The 19,408-nt window shown below is 61.8% G+C and carries 20 protein-coding genes, 1 tRNA gene and 1 pseudogene; 10 read left to right on the top strand and 12 right to left on the bottom strand.

The genetic code is table 11. The annotated features are described in order from the left end of the window. Window positions 1-32: 32 nt before the first annotated feature. The 3 genes from infA to aat all read right to left on the bottom strand — a co-directional run bounded on the left by infA (window position 33) and on the right by aat (window position 1,797). Window positions 33-251, bottom strand: a complete 219-nt coding sequence (gene infA / locus JOY50_RS06550; RefSeq protein WP_002553999.1) for a translation initiation factor IF-1 — start codon at window positions 249-251, stop codon at window positions 33-35. A gap of 101 nt (window positions 252-352) precedes the next feature. After that, window positions 353-1,060 carry an arginyltransferase gene (locus tag JOY50_RS06545; RefSeq protein ID WP_028613329.1) on the bottom strand — a complete coding sequence of 236 codons (708 nt, stop codon included), beginning with the start codon at window positions 1,058-1,060 and terminating at the stop codon, window positions 353-355. Window positions 1,061-1,116: 56 nt separating this feature from the next. Further along, window positions 1,117-1,797, bottom strand: a complete 681-nt coding sequence (aat, locus tag JOY50_RS06540; protein ID WP_243054962.1) for a leucyl/phenylalanyl-tRNA--protein transferase — start codon at window positions 1,795-1,797, stop codon at window positions 1,117-1,119. Between the two features lie 382 nt (window positions 1,798-2,179). On the opposite strand from aat, the gene JOY50_RS06535 reads away from it, so the two are divergent. From JOY50_RS06535 to cysG, 6 genes are all read left to right on the top strand, one after another. Then, the gene (locus JOY50_RS06535; protein WP_405045969.1) at window positions 2,180-4,729 is read left to right on the top strand and encodes a DNA translocase FtsK; all 2,550 of its coding nucleotides are present in this window, start codon (window positions 2,180-2,182) and stop codon (window positions 4,727-4,729) included. 62 nt (window positions 4,730-4,791) lie between these two features. Continuing rightward, window positions 4,792-5,415 carry an outer membrane lipoprotein chaperone LolA gene (lolA, locus tag JOY50_RS06530; RefSeq protein WP_028613326.1) on the top strand — a complete coding sequence of 208 codons (624 nt, stop codon included), beginning with the start codon at window positions 4,792-4,794 and terminating at the stop codon, window positions 5,413-5,415. 12 nt (window positions 5,416-5,427) lie between these two features. After that, window positions 5,428-6,753: a replication-associated recombination protein A gene (locus tag JOY50_RS06525; RefSeq protein WP_028613325.1), complete on the top strand. Its 1,326-nt coding sequence runs from the start codon at window positions 5,428-5,430 to the stop codon at window positions 6,751-6,753. Further along, window positions 6,750-7,124 (top strand): fluoride efflux transporter CrcB, encoded by a 375-nt coding sequence (gene crcB, locus JOY50_RS06520; RefSeq protein WP_016711494.1) that lies wholly within the window; start codon window positions 6,750-6,752, stop codon window positions 7,122-7,124. Before JOY50_RS06525 ends, crcB begins: the two co-directional genes overlap by 4 nt. 30 nt (window positions 7,125-7,154) lie before the next feature. Next, window positions 7,155-8,435, top strand: coding sequence for a serine--tRNA ligase (serS, locus tag JOY50_RS06515; RefSeq protein ID WP_016488116.1), 1,281 nt, complete (start codon window positions 7,155-7,157; stop codon window positions 8,433-8,435). After that, window positions 8,436-9,827 carry a siroheme synthase CysG gene (cysG, locus tag JOY50_RS06510; protein WP_132841789.1) on the top strand — a complete coding sequence of 464 codons (1,392 nt, stop codon included), beginning with the start codon at window positions 8,436-8,438 and terminating at the stop codon, window positions 9,825-9,827. It abuts the gene before it with no gap. Window positions 9,828-9,967: 140 nt separating this feature from the next. Here the strand turns inward: cysG and JOY50_RS06505 are convergent, their stop codons facing one another. From JOY50_RS06505 to JOY50_RS06475, 7 genes are all read right to left on the bottom strand, one after another. Continuing rightward, a complete protein-coding gene (locus JOY50_RS06505) occupies window positions 9,968-10,927 on the bottom strand; it encodes a glutathione S-transferase family protein (RefSeq protein ID WP_197898868.1) in 960 nt (319 codons plus the stop codon). Window positions 10,928-11,021: 94 nt separating this feature from the next. Next, window positions 11,022-12,023, bottom strand: a complete 1,002-nt coding sequence (locus JOY50_RS06500) for a glycosyl transferase family protein (protein ID WP_243054994.1) — start codon at window positions 12,021-12,023, stop codon at window positions 11,022-11,024. Between the two features lie 11 nt (window positions 12,024-12,034). Beyond that, complete coding sequence (locus JOY50_RS06495) at window positions 12,035-12,370, bottom strand: TusE/DsrC/DsvC family sulfur relay protein (protein WP_016488112.1); 336 nt, start codon at window positions 12,368-12,370, stop codon at window positions 12,035-12,037. Next, the gene (gene tusB / locus JOY50_RS06490; protein ID WP_132841784.1) at window positions 12,367-12,663 is read right to left on the bottom strand and encodes a sulfurtransferase complex subunit TusB; all 297 of its coding nucleotides are present in this window, start codon (window positions 12,661-12,663) and stop codon (window positions 12,367-12,369) included. Before tusB ends, JOY50_RS06495 begins: the two co-directional genes overlap by 4 nt. Continuing rightward, the gene (gene tusC, locus JOY50_RS06485) at window positions 12,663-13,022 is read right to left on the bottom strand and encodes a sulfurtransferase complex subunit TusC (protein WP_132841782.1); all 360 of its coding nucleotides are present in this window, start codon (window positions 13,020-13,022) and stop codon (window positions 12,663-12,665) included. The genes tusB and tusC overlap by 1 nt, the downstream gene beginning before the upstream one ends. 1 nt (window position 13,023) lies before the next feature. Continuing rightward, window positions 13,024-13,416: a sulfurtransferase complex subunit TusD gene (tusD, locus tag JOY50_RS06480; protein ID WP_132841780.1), complete on the bottom strand. Its 393-nt coding sequence runs from the start codon at window positions 13,414-13,416 to the stop codon at window positions 13,024-13,026. Between the two features lie 205 nt (window positions 13,417-13,621). Continuing rightward, window positions 13,622-15,001 carry a nucleobase:cation symporter-2 family protein gene (locus JOY50_RS06475; protein ID WP_132841776.1) on the bottom strand — a complete coding sequence of 460 codons (1,380 nt, stop codon included), beginning with the start codon at window positions 14,999-15,001 and terminating at the stop codon, window positions 13,622-13,624. Window positions 15,002-15,205: 204 nt separating this feature from the next. Between JOY50_RS06475 and JOY50_RS06470 the strand changes: the two genes are divergently transcribed. Beyond that, the gene (locus JOY50_RS06470; protein ID WP_019474007.1) at window positions 15,206-15,424 is read left to right on the top strand and encodes a hypothetical protein; all 219 of its coding nucleotides are present in this window, start codon (window positions 15,206-15,208) and stop codon (window positions 15,422-15,424) included. A gap of 333 nt (window positions 15,425-15,757) precedes the next feature. Here JOY50_RS06470 and JOY50_RS06465 read toward each other — a convergent pair whose 3' ends face one another. Continuing rightward, the gene (locus JOY50_RS06465) at window positions 15,758-16,429 is read right to left on the bottom strand and encodes a Bax inhibitor-1/YccA family protein (protein WP_019471940.1); all 672 of its coding nucleotides are present in this window, start codon (window positions 16,427-16,429) and stop codon (window positions 15,758-15,760) included. A gap of 134 nt (window positions 16,430-16,563) precedes the next feature. On the opposite strand from JOY50_RS06465, the gene JOY50_RS06460 reads away from it, so the two are divergent. The 3 genes and pseudogenes from JOY50_RS06460 to JOY50_RS06455 all read left to right on the top strand — a co-directional run. Continuing rightward, window positions 16,564-16,651, top strand: a tRNA-Ser gene (locus JOY50_RS06460). A gap of 94 nt (window positions 16,652-16,745) precedes the next feature. After that, complete coding sequence (locus JOY50_RS29090; RefSeq protein WP_310737955.1) at window positions 16,746-17,030, top strand: DUF6538 domain-containing protein; 285 nt, start codon at window positions 16,746-16,748, stop codon at window positions 17,028-17,030. Window positions 17,031-17,179: 149 nt separating this feature from the next. Further along, window positions 17,180-17,482 (top strand): annotated as a pseudogene (locus tag JOY50_RS06455) (hypothetical protein); the annotation flags it as partial. Between the two features lie 354 nt (window positions 17,483-17,836). Here the strand turns inward: JOY50_RS06455 and JOY50_RS06450 are convergent. After that, window positions 17,837-19,351 (bottom strand): SH3 domain-containing protein, encoded by a 1,515-nt coding sequence (locus JOY50_RS06450; RefSeq protein WP_243054961.1) that lies wholly within the window; start codon window positions 19,349-19,351, stop codon window positions 17,837-17,839. Window positions 19,352-19,408 lie beyond the last annotated feature (57 nt).

Raw genomic sequence — 19,408 nt, 5'->3', positions numbered from 1 at the left:
GGCACATGGCCGGGCTTTTTCATGGCTGGAGCTTAGCGCGCACGGTAAGTGATGCGGCCCTTGCTCAGGTCGTACGGCGTCAGCTCGACGCGGACTTTGTCGCCAGTGAGAATACGGATGTAGTTTTTGCGCATCTTTCCGGAGATGTGCGCGGTTACGACGTGCCCGTTTTCCAACTCCACGCGGAACATGGTGTTGGGCAGGGTGTCGACGACAGTACCTTCCATTTCGAAGCTGTCTTCTTTCGACATGCAGTTGAGCCCTCGGATCCAGTGTTAGCCCGACGCATATCCGCACCGGGCAAAAAAGTGGCGCCGATTATGCCGGAAATCTGCGTGTCAAGCCAATGCTTTCAGTTGAGGGTGACCCAGCGCTGGTTTATCAGCAACTCGATGGGCCGATACTGCGTCTTGTAGTTCATTTTCTTGCAGTTCTTGATCCAGTAGCCCAGGTAAACCGCCTCCAGGTCCTGGCGCACGGCCTCGGTGATCTGCCAGAGGATAGCGAAGCGGCCAAGGCTGCGTCGCTCCTCGTCCGGCTCGTAGAAGGTGTACACCGCCGACAGGCCATTGGGCAGCAGGTCGCACACTGCCACCGCCAGCAACCGGCCTTCCAGGCGGAACTCGTAGAACCAGCAGAACGGCAAGTCGCGCACCAGAAAGGTAGAAAACTGGTCGCGGCTGGGCGGGTACATGTCACCGTCGGCGTGGCGCGTTTCGATATAGCGCCGGTACAGCTCGAAGTACTCCTCCTTGAACGTCGGGCGCGCGGCGCTCACGGTCAGGTCGGCATTGCGCTTGAGAATGCGCCGTTGCTGGCGGTTGGGAATGAAACGCGCCGCGGGGATGCGCGCCGGCACACAGGCGTTGCAGTTCTGGCAGTGGGGGCGGTACAGGTGGTCGCCACTGCGCCGAAAGCCCATTTCCGACAGGTCGGCGTACACGTTCACGTCCATCGGCTGGCTGGGGTCGAGGAACAGTGTGGTCGCCTGCTCGTCAGGCAGGTAGCTGCAGGAGTGGGGCTGAGTGGCATAAAACTTCAACCGCGCCAACTCTGTCATGATCAACCCCTTCGGTGAGACTTTGTTTTAAGTGTAAGCCAGCTATGGCAACTCGCCTAGGCAACCCACGTTGCGCTATTGGGCTGGTCGAGGTGGCGGGCCAGGTAACCGGCGAACTCGGTGCGGCTGATGGCATGGGCACCCAGGCTGTGCAGGTGGTTGGTGGGCATTTGGCAGTCGATCAGCACGAAACCGGCCTCGCGCAGGTGGTTGACCAAGGTCACGAAGCCGACCTTGGAGGCGTTGTCGGCGCGGCTGAACATCGATTCACCGAAGAACAGCTGGCCCATGGCCAGGCCGTACAGGCCGCCCACCAGCTCGCCGTCCTGGCGTACCTCCACCGAATGCGCGATGCCACGGCGGTGCAGTTCGCAGTAGGCGTTGCGCATGGTGTCGGTGATCCAGGTGCCGTCGGCGTAGTCGCGTGGTGCGGCGCAGGCAGCGATGACGGCGGCAAAGTCGGTGTCGAAGCTGACCTGGTAGCGGCCTTGGCGCATCAGCTTGGCCAGCGAGCGCGAAACGTGCAGTTGGTCGGGCAGCAGCACCGTGCGTGGGTCGGGTGACCACCACAGGATCGGCTGGCCGTCCTGGTACCACGGGAAGCAGCCATGGCGGTAGGCCTGCACCAGGCGCTCGGGGCTCAGGTCGCCGCCAGCGGCCAACAGGCCGTTGGGGTCGTGCAGGGCCTTTTCCAGGGGTGGGAAGGTCAGCGAGTCGCGGGTCAGCCAGGTGAGCATGGTCTATCGTGCGGTGGGGGAGGGGAGAGGGCAGCATGGCGCGGGTGAAAAGCAGGGTCAATCTCTTTGGCTGCTTTGCGGGCACGCCCGCTCCCACAGGAACCCCACGGTCTTCAGCCTTGCGCAGCCTGTGGGAGCGGGCGCGCCCGCGAAGAGGCCGGCACAGGCCAGCAAATCAGGCAATTTCCTGCACATTCATGAAAGCGCAGGCACCATCCGCTACATTTGCGGTCACACCTGTGCAAAAACACAGCATAAGCCTTTGTCACAAAAGAAAATGCATGCTCAAATTGCAGCTATGTGAAAGTCGCCCCCGGGCAAACCCCCATGCGGCGTGCCGCCATGGCGGCTGGCGGGCAGTAATGTTAAAAGTAGTGGTTCATTGGCCGCTCAGCCGGCCGATCACTATTGGACGCGCACCACGCGCAGGAATAGACGCGTTTTGAAGAAATCCACCGCAACCCCAGCTCCCTTGCCTGTGCCCCTGTGGCGGCAGCAGCTGCATTACCGCCTCAAGGAAGGTGCGTTGATCGCGATCGGCGCCCTGTGCCTGTACTTGTGGATGGCGCTGCTGACCTACGACACCTCCGATCCAGGCTTCAGCCACACCAGCAACGTCGACCAGGTGCAGAACGCCGCCGGGCGAGCCGGTGCCTACTTCGCCGACATCCTGTTCATGGTGCTGGGTTACTTCGCCTACATCTTCCCGCTGTTGCTGGCGGTCAAGACCTGGCAGATCTTCCGTGAGCGCCATCAGCCCTGGGACTGGAGCGGCTGGCTGTTCTCCTGGCGTTTGATCGGCCTGGTGTTCCTGGTGCTGTCCGGTGCAGCGCTGGCGCATATTCACTTCCATCCGCCGGCGAGCATGCCTTTTTCTGCGGGTGGCGCGCTGGGCGAAAGCCTTGGCGAGCTGGCGCGCAACCTGCTGAACGTGCAGGGCAGCACGCTGATGTTCATTGCCCTGTTCCTGTTCGGCCTGACCGTGTTCACCGATTTGTCGTGGTTCAAGGTGATGGACCTGACCGGCAAGATCACCCTCGACCTGTTCGAGTTGGTACAGGGCGCTGCCAACCGCTGGTGGGAGGCGCGCAACGAGCGCAAACGCCTGGAGGCGCAGCTGCGTGAGGACGAGCCGGTGTTCAAGGCGCCGCCGACGGCGGCCGACAAGCGCGAGCCTGCCAAGCCGGCGTTGCGCGAGCGTATCTTCAAGCGTGAAGAAGCGCCCGCCCAGCCTGTTGTGCAACGCGAACCGACCCTTGCCCGTGAGCCGGTGGTGCCGCGCGAGCCGGTAGTGGCGCGTGAAGCCGTGGTGCCCCGCGAGCAGCCTGCGGGCCCGACCATCGTGCCACCGGCAGCGGCCAGGGCGCCTGAGCCGAGCAAGCGCGTGATGAAAGAGAAGCAGGCGCCGCTGTTCGTCGACAGCGCCATCGAAGGCACCCTGCCGTCGATCTCGATTCTCGACCCGGCCGAGCAGAAAAAGATCGAGTACTCGCCAGAATCCCTGGCCAGTGTCGGCCAGTTGCTGGAAATCAAGCTCAAGGAATTCGGCGTTGAAGTGGCGGTGGACTCGATCCACCCAGGCCCAGTGATTACCCGTTATGAAATCCAGCCGGCCGCTGGCGTGAAGGTCAGCCGCATCGCCAACCTGGCCAAGGACCTGGCGCGTTCGCTGGCCGTGACCAGCGTGCGAGTGGTTGAGGTAATCCCTGGCAAGACCACCGTGGGTATCGAGATCCCCAACGAAAACCGGCAGATGGTGCGCTTCTCCGAAGTGCTGGCCACGCCGCAGTTCGAGGAGCAGAAATCGCCGGTCACCCTGGCCCTGGGCCACGACATCGGCGGCAAGCCGGTGATCACCGACCTGGCCAAGATGCCACATCTGCTGGTGGCCGGTACCACCGGCTCCGGTAAGTCGGTGGGTGTGAACGCGATGATCCTGTCGATCCTGTTCAAGTCTGGCCCGGAAGACGCGCGGTTGATCATGATCGACCCGAAAATGCTCGAACTGTCGATCTACGAAGGCATCCCGCATTTGCTGTGCCCGGTGGTTACCGACATGAAGGACGCTGCCAACGCCCTGCGCTGGAGCGTGGCCGAGATGGAGCGGCGCTACAAGCTGATGGCGGCCATGGGCGTGCGTAACCTTGGCGGCTTCAACCGCAAGATCAAGGATGCCGAGGAAGCCGGCGAGGTCATCCATGACCCGCTGTTCCGCCGCGAGAGCATGGACGACGTGCCGCCTGCGCTGAAAACCCTGCCGACCATCGTGGTGGTGGTCGACGAATTCGCCGACATGATGATGATCGTCGGCAAGAAGGTCGAAGAGCTGATTGCCCGTATCGCCCAGAAAGCGCGGGCCGCCGGTATCCACCTGATTCTTGCCACCCAGCGCCCGTCGGTGGACGTGATCACCGGCCTGATCAAGGCCAACATCCCGACCCGCATGGCGTTCCAGGTGTCGAGCAAGATCGACTCGCGCACCATCATCGACCAAGGTGGCGCCGAGCAGCTGCTGGGCCACGGTGACATGCTGTACATGCCGCCCGGTACCAGCCTGCCGATCCGCGTGCACGGTGCGTTCGTCTCCGACGACGAAGTGCACCGCGTGGTGGAAGCGTGGAAGCTGCGCGGCGCGCCGGACTACAACGACGACATCCTCAACGGCGTGGAAGAGGCCGGCAGCGGCTTTGAAGGCGGCGGCGGTGGTGGTGGCGATGGCGATGATTCGGAAAGCGACGCCCTGTATGATGAGGCCGTGCAATTTGTGCTGGAAAGCCGCCGTGCGTCGATCTCGGCCGTGCAACGCAAGCTGAAGATCGGCTACAACCGCGCCGCCCGCATGATCGAAGCCATGGAAATGGCTGGCGTGGTCACCCCGATGAACAGCAACGGCTCGCGGGAAGTGATTGCCCCGGGCGGCCCGCGCGACTGATGAACACCTTGCCGGGTGCCAACGTTGGCGCCCGGCCTTTTCAATGCTCAATGAGGATTACCATGCGCGCGATTCGCATGCTGTTGGTTTCTGCCCTTGCTCTGGGCAGCGTTTCGGTTTTTGCCGGTGAGCAAGATGTACAACGCCTGACCCAGCTGCTGGAAAAGTCGCAGACCATCGAGGCCAATTTCTCTCAATTGACCTTGGGTGCCGACGGCACCAGCCTGCAGGAGACTGCTGGCCAGATGATCGTCAAGCGCCCGGGCCTGTTCTACTGGCACACCAATGCGCCACAGGAGCAGGTGGTGGTGTCTGACGGCAAGATGGTTACCCTGTGGGACCCGGACCTGGAACAGGCCACCGTCAAAAAGCTCGACGTGCGCCTGAACCAGACCCCGGCACTGCTACTGTCCGGTGACGTGTCGAAGATCAGCCAGAGTTTCGACATCGCCTCGAAAGAGCAGGGCGAAGTCATGGACTTCACCCTCAAGCCGAAGACCAAGGACACCCTGTTCGACTCGCTGCGCGTGTCGTTCCGCAAAGGCCTGATCAATGACATGCAGCTGATCGACAGCGTCGGCCAGCGCACCAACATCCTGTTCAATGGCGTCAAGGCCAACCAGGCGGTGCCGGACAGCAAGTTCAAGTTCGACATCCCCAAAGGTGCTGACGTGATCAAGGAGTAACCGGAGCTCGTCATGGACCTGTTTCGAAGCGAACCCGTTGCCCAGCCCCTGGCCGCCCGCCTGCGCCCGTCCAACCTGGACGAATACGTCGGCCAGGAGCACCTGCTGGCACGCGGCAAACCGCTGCGTGAGGCGCTGGAGCAGGGTGCGCTGCACTCGATGATCTTCTGGGGGCCACCTGGGGTGGGCAAAACCACCCTGGCGCGGCTGCTGGCGCAGTTCTGCGATGCGCACTTCGAGACGGTGTCGGCGGTGCTGGCCGGGGTCAAAGAGATTCGCCAGGCGGTTGAGGTGGCCAAGCAGCAGGCCGGGCAGTATGGCCGGCGCACCATCCTGTTCGTCGACGAAGTGCACCGCTTCAACAAGTCGCAGCAGGACGCCTTTTTGCCCTATGTGGAAGACGGCACCCTGCTGTTCATTGGCGCCACCACCGAGAACCCGTCGTTCGAGCTGAACAACGCGCTGCTGTCGCGGGCGCGGGTGTATGTGCTCAAGAGCCTGGACGAGGCGGCCCTGCGCAAGCTGGTCAACCGTGCGCTGACCGAAGAACGTGGCCTGGGCAAGCGCAACCTGCGGGTGGGCGACGACGCCTTCAAGATGCTGATGGCCGCCGCCGACGGTGATGGCCGGCGCATGCTCAACTTCCTTGAGAACGCCTCGGACCTGGCGGAAGACGGCAGCGAAATCGACGTCGAGATGCTGCAGAGCCTGCTGGGTGACAGCCGTCGCCGCTTCGACAAGGGCGGCGAGGCGTTCTACGACCAGATTTCCGCGCTGCACAAGTCGGTGCGCGGCTCCAACCCCGATGGCGCCCTGTACTGGTTTGCCCGCATGCTCGACGGCGGCTGCGACCCGCTGTACATCGCCCGCCGCGTGGTGCGCATGGCCAGCGAGGACATCGGCAACGCCGACCCGCGCGCGCTTAGCCTGTGCCTGGCGGCCTGGGACGTGCAGGAGCGCCTGGGCAGCCCCGAGGGCGAACTGGCGGTGGCCCAGGCCATTACCTACCTGGCCTGTGCGCCGAAGAGCAACGCGGTGTACATGGGCTTCAAGACCGCCCTGCGCGAAGCGGCCGAGCATGGCTCGCTGGAAGTGCCGTTGCACCTGCGCAACGCCCCGACCAAGCTAATGAAACAACTGGGCTATGGCGACGAGTACCGTTATGCCCACGATGAACCCGATGCCTACGCCGCCGGTGAAGATTACTTCCCCGATGAGCTGGAGCCACGCCAGTACTACCAGCCGGTGCCCCGTGGCCTGGAACTGAAGATTGGCGAGAAGCTGCGCCACCTCGCCGACCTGGACCGCAACAGCCCCCGGCAGCGGAGAAAACCGTGATTGCACTGATTGCCGCGGTGAGCGCGGGCGGTATCGCCGGCACCTTGTTGCGCTTTGCTACCGCCAACTGGGTAGCGGCCCACTGGCCACGGCACTTCTATGCCGGTACGCTGGCGGTCAACCTGGTTGGCTGCCTGCTGATAGGCCTGCTGTATGGCCTGTTCTTGCACAAGCCGTTGGCGCCGGTCGAGCTGCGCGCTGGCCTGATTGTCGGCTTCCTCGGCGGCCTTACAACCTTTTCCTCTTTCTCGCTCGATACCGTGCGCCTGATGGAAAGCGGGCAAGTGCCCCTTGCCTTGGGCTATACCAGTATCAGCGTGGTGGGCGGGCTGCTCGCAACCTGGGCCGGCCTGTCCCTGACCCGATTCTGAACCAACACCTACCTATAACGAGAGAACGATATGCTCGATTCCAAACTGTTACGCGGCCAACTTCAGGAAGTGGCGCAACGCCTGGCCTCCCGTGGCTTTAGCCTGGATGTCGCGCGCATCGAATCACTGGAAGAGCGCCGCAAGGCGGTGCAGACCCGCACCGAGCAGCTGCAGGCTGAGCGTAACGCCCGTTCCAAGTCCATCGGCCAGGCCAAGGCCAAGGGCGAAGACATCGCGCCGTTGATGGCCGACGTCGAGCGCATGGCTAACGAGCTGGCTGCCGGCAAGACTGAACTGGACGGCATTCAGGCCGAACTGGACGGTATCCTGCTGACCATCCCCAACCTGCCGGACGCCAGCGTACCGGTTGGTGCCAGCGAAGATGACAACGTCGAAGTGCGCCGCTGGGGTACGCCGACCGCCTTTGACTTCGAAATCAAGGACCACGTCGCCCTCGGCGAAGTCAGCGGTGGCCTGGACTTCGAGGCCGCAGCCAAGCTGTCTGGCGCCCGTTTTGCCGTGCTGCGTGGCCCGATCGCCCGCCTGCACCGCGCCCTGGCGCAATTCATGATCAACCTGCACACCGGCGAGCACGGCTACGAGGAGCATTACACCCCGTACCTGGTGCAAGCGCCTGCATTGCAGGGCACTGGCCAGCTGCCGAAGTTCGAGGAAGACCTGTTCAAGATCACCCGCGAAGGTGAAGCTGACTTCTACCTGATCCCGACTGCCGAAGTGTCGCTGACCAACCTGGTAGCGGGTGAAATCCTCGACGCCAAGCAGCTGCCGCTGAAACTGGTTGCCCACACCCCGTGCTTCCGCAGTGAAGCCGGCGCTTCTGGCCGTGACACCCGCGGCATGATCCGCCAGCACCAGTTCGACAAAGTCGAGATGGTGCAGGTGGTAGAGCCGGCCAAGTCGATGGAAGCCCTGGAAGGCCTGACCGCCAACGCCGAGCGCGTGCTGCAGCTGCTGGAGCTGCCGTACCGCGTGCTGGCACTGTGCACCGGCGACATGGGCTTTGGCGCCGTGAAAACCTACGACCTGGAAGTGTGGGTGCCGAGCCAGGACAAATACCGCGAAATCAGCTCGTGCTCCAACTGCGGCGACTTCCAGGCGCGCCGCATGCAGGCCCGCTGGCGCAACCCGGAAACCGGCAAGCCAGAGCTGGTGCACACCCTCAACGGCTCCGGCCTGGCCGTAGGCCGTACCCTGGTTGCCGTGCTGGAAAACTACCAGCAGGCCGACGGTTCGATCCGTGTACCAGACGTGCTGAAGCCGTACATGGGCGGCGTCGAGGTCATCCGCTAAATGGATTACCTGCCGCTGTTCCACAAGCTGCAGGGCGGCCGTGTGCTGGTCGTCGGTGGCGGTGAGATTGCCTTGCGCAAGGCGCGCCTGCTGGCGGATGCCGGTAGCGAGCTGCGCGTGGTGGCGCCGGACGTCGACGGCCAGTTGGCTGCGTTGGCCCGGGAAGGTGGCGGTGAGGTGCTGGTGCGTGGCTATCAGGCAGCCGACCTGGTCGGTTGCCGGCTGGTGATCGCGGCTACCGACGACCCTGGGCTGAACGCCCAGGTGTCGGCCGATGCGCAGGCCCTCAGCCTGCCGGTCAACGTGGTGGATGCACCGGCCCTGTGCACGGTGATCTTCCCGGCGATCGTCGACCGTTCACCGCTGGTGATTGCGGTATCCAGTGGCGGTGACGCCCCGGTGCTGGCGCGTTTGATCCGCGCCAAGCTGGAGGCCTGGATCCCGTCGGCCTATGGTGAGCTGGCCGGGCTGGCTGCGCGTTTCAGGCACAAGGTCAAAACCTTGTATCCGGACGTCAACCAGCGTCGCGGCTTCTGGGAAACCGTGTTCCAGGGGCCGATTGCCGAGCGCCAGCTGGCCGGGCAGGGCGCCGAAGCCGAACGCCTGTTGCAGGCGATGGTAGACGGCGCGCCGGTGCAGCAGGGTGGTGAGGTGTACCTGGTAGGTGCGGGCCCGGGCGACCCGGACTTGCTCACCTTCCGCGCCCTGCGCCTGATGCAGCAGGCCGACGTGGTGCTGTACGACCGCTTGGTGGCGCCTGCCATTATCGAGATGTGCCGGCGTGATGCCGAGCGCATCTACGTGGGCAAGCGCCGTGCTGACCATTCCGTGCCCCAGGACCAGATCAACCGCCTGCTGGTCGACCTGGCCAAGCAGGGCAAACGCGTGTTGCGCCTGAAGGGTGGCGATCCGTTCATTTTCGGCCGGGGTGGCGAAGAGATCGAAGAGCTGGCCGAGCATGGCATCCCGTTCCAGGTAGTGCCGGGCATTACTGCGGCCAGCGGCTGTTCCGCTTATGGCGGTATACCGCTGACCCACCGCGACTACGCCCAGTCGGTGCGCTTCGTCACCGGCCACCTGAAAGATGGCACCAGCAACCTGCCGTGGAATGACCTGGTGGCGCCGGCGCAGACCTTGGTGTTCTACATGGGCTTGGTCGGTTTGCCGACCATCTGTGCCGAGCTGATTCGCCATGGGCGGGCGGCGAGTACCCCGGCGGCGTTGGTGCAGCAGGGGACTACGCGTAACCAGCGGGTGTTTACCGGTACTTTGGCGGACTTGCCAGAGCTGGTGGCCCAGCATGAAGTGCATGCACCGACCCTGGTGATTGTGGGGGAAGTGGTGCAGTTGCGTGACAAGCTGGCCTGGTTTGAAGGTTCGCAGAACAGCTGACATTCATTGTTGGGGCCGCTTTGCGGCCCATCGCGGCACAAGGCCGCTCCTACAGGGGGCGCGTAGACCCTGAGGCTTGCGCGGTCCCCTGTAGGAGCGGCCTTGTGTCGCGATGGGCTGCAAAGCAGCCCCCGACAGACTCAACCCCGCCAAATCCCCTTGCCCACCAATCGCTCACGATCATGAGGCAAGCCAAAGTCCTGCAACGGCCCCTTAGGCACGATCCCGGTCGGGTTGATGGTCTTGTGGCTCATATAATAGTGCTTCTGGATATGCTCCATATCCACCGTGCCCGCCACCCCCGGCCACTGGTACAGCTCACGCAGCCAGTTTGACAGGTTGTGGTAGTCACTCAGGCGGCGCAGGTTGCACTTGAAGTGCCCGTGGTACACCGCATCGAAGCGCACCAGCGTGGTAAACAGGCGTACATCGGCCTCGGTCAGGTACTCACCCGCCAGATAGCGATTGCGACTCAGCAGGTCCTCAAGATAATCCAGCTCGTTGAACACATCGTCGAACGCCGCCTCGTAGGCGTCTTGCGTGGTGGCAAAGCCTGCGCGGTACACGCCATTGTTCACCGCCGGGTAAATGCGCTCGTTCAATGCCTCGATGGTCGGCCGCAGTGGCTCGGGGTAGAGGTCTAGCGTATTGCCGGTCAGCTCGTTGAACGCGCTGTTGAAGATACGGATGATCTCCGACGACTCGTTGTTGACGATGCGTTTCTCTTGCTTGTCCCACAACACAGGCACGGTCACGCGGCCGGTGTAATGCGGGTCATCCTGGGTATAGCGCTGGTGCAGGTACTGCAGGCCGTCGAGGTGGTCACCGCTGGAGCCTTGCTGTTGGTCGAAGGTCCAGCCATTGTCTTGCATCAACCAGCTGACCACCGACACATCGATCAGTGGCTCAAGGCCTTTCAGGGCCCGCAAGATCAGGGTGCGGTGGGCCCATGGGCAGGCCAGCGAGACGTACAGGTGGTAACGGCCGGCCTCGGGGGCGGGCAGCTGATTGCGGCGCTGGGCGTTTTCGCGTTTGAACGTGCCGTCCTTGCCGTTTTCATACCACTGGTCGTGCCAGCGGCCGTCGATCAAAAGGCCCATGGTGAGCTCCTGAAACAAAGTTGTTTGTCGTTGGAGCCCAGTCTAGGCCAAATCGTTCGAACAAATAGCGCAAAGATCGGGGTGCTATTATCGGCTAAATCGATCTATTGCGCGTATCCCAATAGCCTTGCGCTGTCGCGAACGCCTGCTCGCGGTCTTGGCCCAGGCCACGCAGGGCCAGGGCCATGGTCGCGATCAGGGCTTTTTCGCCATAACTGTCTTGCACTTCACCGCGCCAGAACGCCAGCAAGTGCTCGGCCTGCAGGCTGGCCGGTTTGACGTGGCGGCGCTCGCTAAGCGCTGGCCACTCTTCGTCCCACGCTTCGCCCGCCGTGGTGCCGTAGAGGTGGCTGATGACATCGGGGTTGACCTCGATCTCGCCGCCATCGCCTTTGATCACCACGGCATGGTCGCCCAGCAGGCGGCTGGCCTCACGGTGCACAGCCTGGTAACCGGGGTGGAAGATGCTTTGCAGGCCACAGCGGGCGCCCAGCGGGTTGAGCACCCGTGCCAGCGAATGGATGGGCGAGCGCAGGCCCAAGGTGTTGCGCAGGTCGATCATGCGCTGCAACTGCGGCGCCCAGTCGTGCAGCGGGGAGAATGCCAACTGGTGCTGGTCGAGGGCGTTGCCGACGGAGGCCCAGTCGCGGCACAGCGGGATCTGCAGCAGGTCGAGCAACTGCTCGCTGTACATGCGCCCGGCGGTGTGTGCGCCGCCGCCGTGCATCAGGATGCGCACGCCATTGCCGGCCAGGCATTTGGCCGCCAGCAGGTACCAGGGCAGGTGGCGCTTTTTGCCGGCGTAAGTGGGCCAGTCCAGGTCCACCGCAATGCTCGGCGCCTGCAGGTGGGCGCGCAGGGCCTCGGTGAAGCCGGCCAGCTCTTCGGCGCTTTCTTCCTTGTGGCGCAGCAGCATGAGGAAGGCCCCCAGCTGGGTGTCTTCGACCTTGCCTTCCAGCAGCAGGGTCATGGCCGCGCGGGCCTCTTCACGGGTCAGGCCGCGCGCGCCGCGCTTGCCTTTGCCTAAAATACGCACGAATTCGGCGAACGGGTGTTCGGCCGGCGTTTCAAGCGTTAGCGGGCGAGCTTCTTTCAAGAGGGGCTGGGTCATATGCAGTTGGTCGGCTTGGGCAGGCCCGCCAGCTTGGCGGCAAGTTTGGCGGGGGTGCCATTGAACAGGCGGTTCAGGTGCGGGCTGTTGCCCTTTTCCGGGCCCAGTTTCAGGGCCGTGTACTTGATCAGCGGGCGCGTGGCCGGGGACAGCTGGTATTCCTGGTAGAACTGGCGCAGCAGTTCGAGGATTTCCCAATGGTCCGCCGTCAACGGGATACCCTCGCGCTCGGCCAAAGCCTCGGCGGCGGCGCGGGACCAGTCTTGCAGGTCGACCAGAAAGCCGTCCTTGTCCAGGGCGATCGCCTGATCGCCAACGTTGAGCGTACTCATAGCCAGCTGTTGACCTTGTCGTAATGCAGCGACAGTTCGACGAACCTGGCGTAGTCCACGGCCTTGGCCAGGTCGTTGCCGACCGCGCGGGCTTGCACATCCTCATCCAGGGCGAACAGGCGCTGGGCCAGGCCGGCAGCTTGCAGCTGGTGGTGCGGCTCGCTGCCGCTGCGCAGGGCATACACCGCATCGCCGCACAGCAGCAGCGCGTCGTCGGGGCCGAGCAGGCGCAGGCAGCTGGCCAGGCGCTCGTCGCCAAACGGGGAGTGGGCAATTACATGCAGGGTTGTCATCAGAGCGTTACCACCTGGTCGAAACGGGCGATCAGCGCGGCAAGGGCCGCGTCATCCAGCACTTGCACGGGCAGCGCCAGGGCATCGGCTGCCAGGCCGCGGCGGTTGAGGCTGTGGCTACAGGCGAACAGCTCCTCGACACCGAACATCGGCAGCGCCTGCAGGTTGGCGGCCAGGTTCTTCTGTTGGACGGCGGTGGGTTGCTGGCCGGGAGCGAGCTGGAACACCCCGTCGTCCAGGAACAGCATGCCCAGCGGCAGGTCGAAGGCCCCGCCGGCCAGGGCAATGTCCAGCGCTTCGCGGGCCGATGGGCCATTCCACGGGGCCTGACGGCTGATGATCAACAAGGATTTGGCCATTTCAGTCGCCTCCGAAGCAGACAAGGCGGTCGGCAACCTGCGCCGCTTCATGCAGCTGGCCAAGCCCCGACAGTTCCCAAGGTTTGGGCAGGTTCACCGCCGGGCGCTGGTAACGGTTGGCTTCGGCCTCGTCGAGCACGCCACGGCGCAGGGCGGCGGCGATGCACACCACCGCGTCCAGTTGGTGGGTCTGGATAAAGGTACGCCATTGGCTGGCCACGTCCAGTTCGTCCTGGGGTGCGACCACGTTGGCCGAGGCACTGTGCACCCCGTCCTGATAAAAGAACAGCCGGGCAATCTCATGCCCGCCGGCCAGCACTGTCTCGGCGTAGCGCAAGGCGCGCCGCGAGGAGGGCGCATGGGCCGGGGAGAACACCGCGATAGCGAATTTCATGGCTAACTCATGCAAAGGAATGCCGCCATGATAAAGCAAAAAAGCCCGCGCCCGCTTGTGCAAGCGGGGCGGGCTTTCTATTCAAACCCCAGGTCTGTGCGATCCCAGAGGTGCTGCATATGCCTTGAACCCGACAGTGTAAGAGCTGGCTTGCCGGCGATGGGCCGCGCAGCGGCCCCGTCCCCCTGTCAGAAGGATAATAGACTCAACCCTGCGCCTTGCTCTCCGGCAAGAACCAGTTCAGCACCAGCGCACAGATCCCCCCGGTAGCCACACCCGACTCCAGCACATTGCGAATCGCCGCCGGCATATGCGCCAGAAACTCCGGCACCTGCGCCACGCCCAGGCCCAGCGCCAACGAAACGGCAATGATCAGTAGCGCACGGCGGTCCAGCCGGGTGCTGGCCAGAATATTGATCCCCGAAGCCGCAACCGCCCCGAACATCACCATGGCCGCGCCACCCAGCACCGGCTCCGGCACAGCCTGGATCACCCCGGCAACGCTCGGGAACAGCCCCAGCACCACCAGCATCACGGCAATCCACATACCAATGTGACGGCTGGCAATGCCGGTCAGCTGGATCACCCCGTTGTTCTGGGCAAAGATCGAGCTGGGGAAGGTGTTGAACACACCGGCCAGCAGCGAGTTGGCACCGTTGACCAGCACGCCACCCTTGATCCGCTGCATCCATACCGGCCCTTCGACCGGTTGGCGCGACACCTTGCTGGTGGCGGTAACGTCACCGATGGCTTCCAGCGAAGTCACCAGGTAAATCACCAGCATTGGAATGAACAGCGCCCACGAGAAGCCCAGGCCGAAGTGCAGCGGCGTCGGCACCTGGAACAGCGCGGCTTCGTGCATGCCGGTAAAGTCCAGGCGGCCCATGTAGCCGGCCAGTGCATAGCCAACCGCCAGGGCAATGACGATGGCGCAGCTGCGCATCCACACTACCGGCACGCGGTTGAGGATCACGATGATCGCCAGCACCACGCCCGACAGCAGCAGGTTATCGCCGTTGGCAAAGGTGCCATTGGCCATGGCGCCGAAGCCACCGCCCATGCTGATCAGGCCGACCTTGATCAAGGTCAGGCCGATCATCAGCACCACGATACCGGTCACCAGCGGGGTGATCAGGCGTTTGACGAACGGCAGGATGCGCGACACGCCCATCTCCACGAACGAGCCCGCAATCACCACGCCGAAGATGGCTGCCATCACACCCTCTACCGGCGTGCCTTGCTTGACCATCAACGCGCCGCCCGCAATCAGCGGGCCGACGAAGTTGAAGCTGGTGCCCTGCACAATCAGCAGCCCGGCGCCGAATGGGCCAAAGCGCTTGCACTGCACGAAGGTGGCAATACCCGAGATCACCAGCGACATGGAAACGATCAGGTTGGTATCACGCGCAGAAACGCCCAGTGCCTGGCAAATCAGCAGGCCAGGGGTAACGATCGGCACGATGATCGCCAGCAGGTGCTGAAGGGCAGCCAGCAGGCCGATCAGCAGCCGTGGCTTGTCCTCAAGGCCAAGCACCAGTTCATTGGCAGGCGCCGCTGCGCCTGGGCTGTGTTCGTGTGAGCTCATTGCTGAAAGCTGCCCCGGAAGAAAAAAGGAGCGCATTCTACGGGGTGAAGAGGGATTGCGGTAGAGAAAAGCACGATGGCGGCATGATCGGCGACCATTCGCCCAATTACCTGACTTTAGAGTCAGTGAGTGAGTTAGAAACCCACGTGGTTGCAGACTGTTTTGGGGCAGCTGTTACAATTTGTGTTTTTTGGGAAGGAATCCATGCGTCTAGCCATCATTCTTGCAGTGTTGCTCATCGTTGCCGTGTTCCCTTGGGCGCTTGCGGTGTATGGTGCAACCATCCTCGCCTACTACCTGTGGTATGTGATTAGTGGCCTATTTGCGACAGGTTTTCTGATTTTCGCTTATTGGTATTCGCACAAAACCAGCGAACGCATAAATCGCCGCCGTGCCAGGCAGGCCAAGCAAGAAAACAACTAACTACACTCGCGGGTAAAACCGCTCCCAGAGTAATCGCGCTAGCTTTCAGGTGTTGTGCAGTACAGTTGTCCCCATAGGGACTGCATATGTCTGCAGCCTGCGCGATCACCTGTGGGAGCGGGCGTGCCCGCTAAGAAACCAACGCGGTGGATGGCACCGGCTTCGCCGGTGTTCGCGGCTAAAGCCGCTCCCACAGTGATCGCGCTAGCTTTCAGGTGTTGTGCAAGACAGTTGTCACCACAGGTACTGCATATGCCTGAAGCCTGCACCCAATCCCTTTTCCAACGCCCACAAAAAAGCCCGCCGAAGCGGGCTTTCTCACACAGCAATCAGTCAGTCATCGCGACCCATGATGCCAAACAGCTGCAGCAGGCTGACAAACAGGTTGTAGATCGACACATACAGGCTGATGGTCGCCATGATGTAGTTACGCTCGCCACCATGAATGATCGCGCTGGTCTGGAACAGGATGCAGACCGACGAGAACAACACGAAGCCAGCGCTGATCGCCAGTTGCAGGCCGCTGATCTGGAAGAAGAAGCTGGCAACGACAGCACCCAGCAGCACGAAGAAACCAGCAGTGATGAAGCCACTGAGGAAGCTCATGTCCTTGCGGGTGATCAGCACATAAGCCGACAGGCCACCAAACACCAGGGCAGTCATGGCAAACGCCGAGCTGACCACTTCAGCGCCACCGGCCATGCCCAGGTAGCGGTTCAGGATAGGGCCGAGAATGAAGCCCATGAAGCCGGTGAGGGCGAAGGTGGACACCAGGCCCCAAGCCGAATCACGCAGCTTGTTGGTGAGGAAGAACAGCCCGTAGAAGCCGATCAACACCACAAATATGTTCGGGTAGCCGACGCGCATCTGCTGGGCCACGAAGGCCATGACACCGCTGAAGGCGAGGGTAAGCGCCAGCAAGCTGTACGTGTTGCGCAGGACTTTGCTGATCTCCTGCTGCTCGACCTGCTGGCCGTGGTGGACGGCGTAATCCTGTTCGCGCATGGCGACACTCCTTGGTAAAACCTGTGGTTTCAGACGTTCAGATGCTAGGAGTCTATCAGAGCTCCTGCAACCCGCGACACAGAGAGTTTGACAGCGTGTTTCATTACGGTATTATGGCGGCCGCAAAACGAGCTGGAAGCGTGGCCGAGTGGTTTAAGGCAACGGTCTTGAAAACCGTCGATGGGCAACTATCCTAGAGTTCGAATCTCTACGCTTCCGCCATATTCTGAAACCCCTGTGAACCTTGAGTTCCGGGGGTTTTCTCGTTTTAGGGCCACTGAAACCTCTTGATTTGGGTACACAAGGTGGGTACACAATGGCTCGCATGGCTACTCCATGGAAAGACCCTCGAACGGGCATTTACTACATCAGGCGGCGCGTCCCTAAGGACCTCGTTCAAGCCTTTGGTGAGCTCTACAAGAAGAGCCTCAAGACCAAGGATCTGAGCCTGGCTAAGCGACTCTTCGCCTCCGAATGGGTCTCCTCAGAGGAGGCCTTCGCTATGGCTCGCTCTCGAGGGGAGGGAAGGCCTCTGGATCACGTCAGTGGCTGCGATATCGCCCATACGCCGGATCTCCGAGAGAGCCTCACGGCCTTCTAGAAGCTTCCCAGCGTCCAGAGTGAAGCGTCCTTTGGAGTCCACGGTGGAGCTCTTCTTGACGTCCTCCAAGATCAACCTGAGCTTGTCGGGGTGAACGGCCATATGCTTCAGCTTCGCCGCTGAGAAGACCTTGGAGGGCTTCCCGTGGGCGTGCCTATGAGGATGAGATCACTGCATTCCTAGTGAATGTCCAGATTCAAGCATGCAGCGCTGTGGGCGTGGTTTTTGGACATGCGCGAAAAGGGCCATATGGGCGGTTTTCGGATGGGCATTTGATCCGGACTTCGGACATCCAGAAGGTAGAGAGGGAAGGGCGGTTTTGGGTTATTACTACCGTCAATTCGCGGTACGTAGTGGCTACCTTCAAGCGGGACGGTGGTCGCGGAAGTCTGCGTGAGTTCAAGCGCCTTACTGGTGGCGGATATGTCCCATCACCGAATCGCCTTCACTGATTTTAAACACTGGGCGCGCCGCCTTGCGGCCTGGCTGTCGTAAACCGAGCCTAAGCGTTCCGCCCAGTCTCGGCCCTGTCGGGCTGACATCCTTCGCGCCTTCGGCCATCCATGCCTGCGCGCTCCGCTTGCATATAGAGTGCCGGATTAATGGTCTTACCTGACTGGCTAGGTACGCCCGGCACGGTGGAGTGAGTTAGCCAGCGTGCCAACTTCATGGGTTACATCGTCCCGCTCCTGTCCACATGAGGCGTGAACGCAGATCGAATCCATCGCGGGTGGTACGAAAGATCTTCTCCAGAATACCCTCGGCCAGTAAATGAAAACGCCGCGTTGGTCGGGGCGCTTTTAAGGCTACTGGATGGTCTTGACCATGCTCCTAGATACCCAGCCCTGGATCTCCACGTCCTCGTGCTTGTAAATGACCTCCAGCCAGGTTTTGTCGGTAGAGTCTACAACCTCCAGCACGGCATATTGCTTCAAGGGCATGATCACCTCGGCCTTCATGCTTGGCGAGTAGCGGAGGTTTACGTTGTCCCTGGCCACGAGCCTCACACGCGCCTTGGCGCTTTTAGGCATATGGCAGATTAAGGAGCGAATCAGCCGATTGGCCTCGGCAGTAGACTCTGACTGAAGGGTTAGGTCGTTGATATCACACAGACCGTCCTTGAAGTCCTTCCACTGGCTTACAAGGGCCATCGTGCCTGAAAGGAAGCCCAGAATGTAGCAAAGCAGGAGGAACGCGGCAGGCGAAAGCGGCTTGCGATTCTCCTTGCCCTCAAGTGCATCGATAATTTCTGTCTGTAGCGAGGCTTCCTGAACGGGCTTGACGTCATAGCGAGCTGCCGGCTCCCGCACCAAGGCTGTCTGCTCGACGATTTCATATTCTTCAAACAGTTTGGCCAGCTTGCTTGCAGATGTGCGCTCGAGTGCCTCGAACAACGGCGATTCTGCAAGGATGGCTACCTGCTTCATCATTTCGCTGTACTTCGGCGTAGCGTGCAGCTTCGCCAACCAGTCAGTGAAGCTGTGCATCTGTGCGAAGCTCGCCAATGTGGCTTGAGCGGCTTCATTTTCTGCCCAGAGACTGCGGAAGGATTTCAGTCCATCTAGTGATCGAATCTGGCCTGAAATCCTCTCCATCGCTTGTGTAGCGGCGCTCTCGAAGCTGGGGAACTGCAATCCTGAAATACCACCAAACGGCTGAAATAATGGGCCGGAGGTTAGTCGCATGATGGCGTCAATCTGCTTGCGAGGATAAAGGCTATCCATCGCACGCATTGCTGCAGCCGCAGGTGCCGTGGCTTTGTCCGCGAATTCCCGGATTTGCCTAAAGGAAGCACCATGGGAGTCCTGAAGCAGAGAGCTAGTCACTCGGGCCTTTTCTAATAGAGCTTGGGTGCCGGCATAGCTTTCCTGGAAAGACTTGATGGCTTCGATGGATGAGCTGTTGATAGGGGAGGGAGGAAAGAGCGTCTCGTTCGCCATTTTCTGAAGGGCCGCCAATTCCTGGGGCGTTCTTTCCGCTTCAGTCTGGTTGATGGCTTCTATGTAATCAGCTACCTGCTGAAGTCGTTCGTCTTGATTCGACACCATCCCACCCCAAGTCTTCGGCTCAGGTCGAAAGGATACCTGTTCCGATTCCGCATGGGCGATGGGTTTTCCGGAGGTAGTGAAGATATCGATTATTTTTTGAGGCGTTTTAGGGGGTAGGGCGCGCCGCTTCGCGGCCAGGCTGTCGTGAACCGAGCCCTGGCGTTCCGCCCGTCTCGGCCCTTCGGGCTGACATCCTTCACGTCTTCGGCCTTCCAGGCCTGCGCGCTCTGCTTGCTTGGGACGAACTCCAGCCTTGCAAGGTTTCTGAGTCATTCCAAAGACAGGTTCATTTAGCTGCGGCGTTAAAAAAACGCTTCATTTCAGATCTAA

It is taken from the genome of Pseudomonas sp. BP01 (genome assembly GCF_022760795.1).
Taxonomy (GTDB): Bacteria; Pseudomonadota; Gammaproteobacteria; order Pseudomonadales; family Pseudomonadaceae; genus Aquipseudomonas; species Aquipseudomonas putida_Q.
The sequence above is the reverse complement of the archived record's forward strand: the minus strand, read 5'-3'. Positions and strand labels throughout refer to the sequence as shown.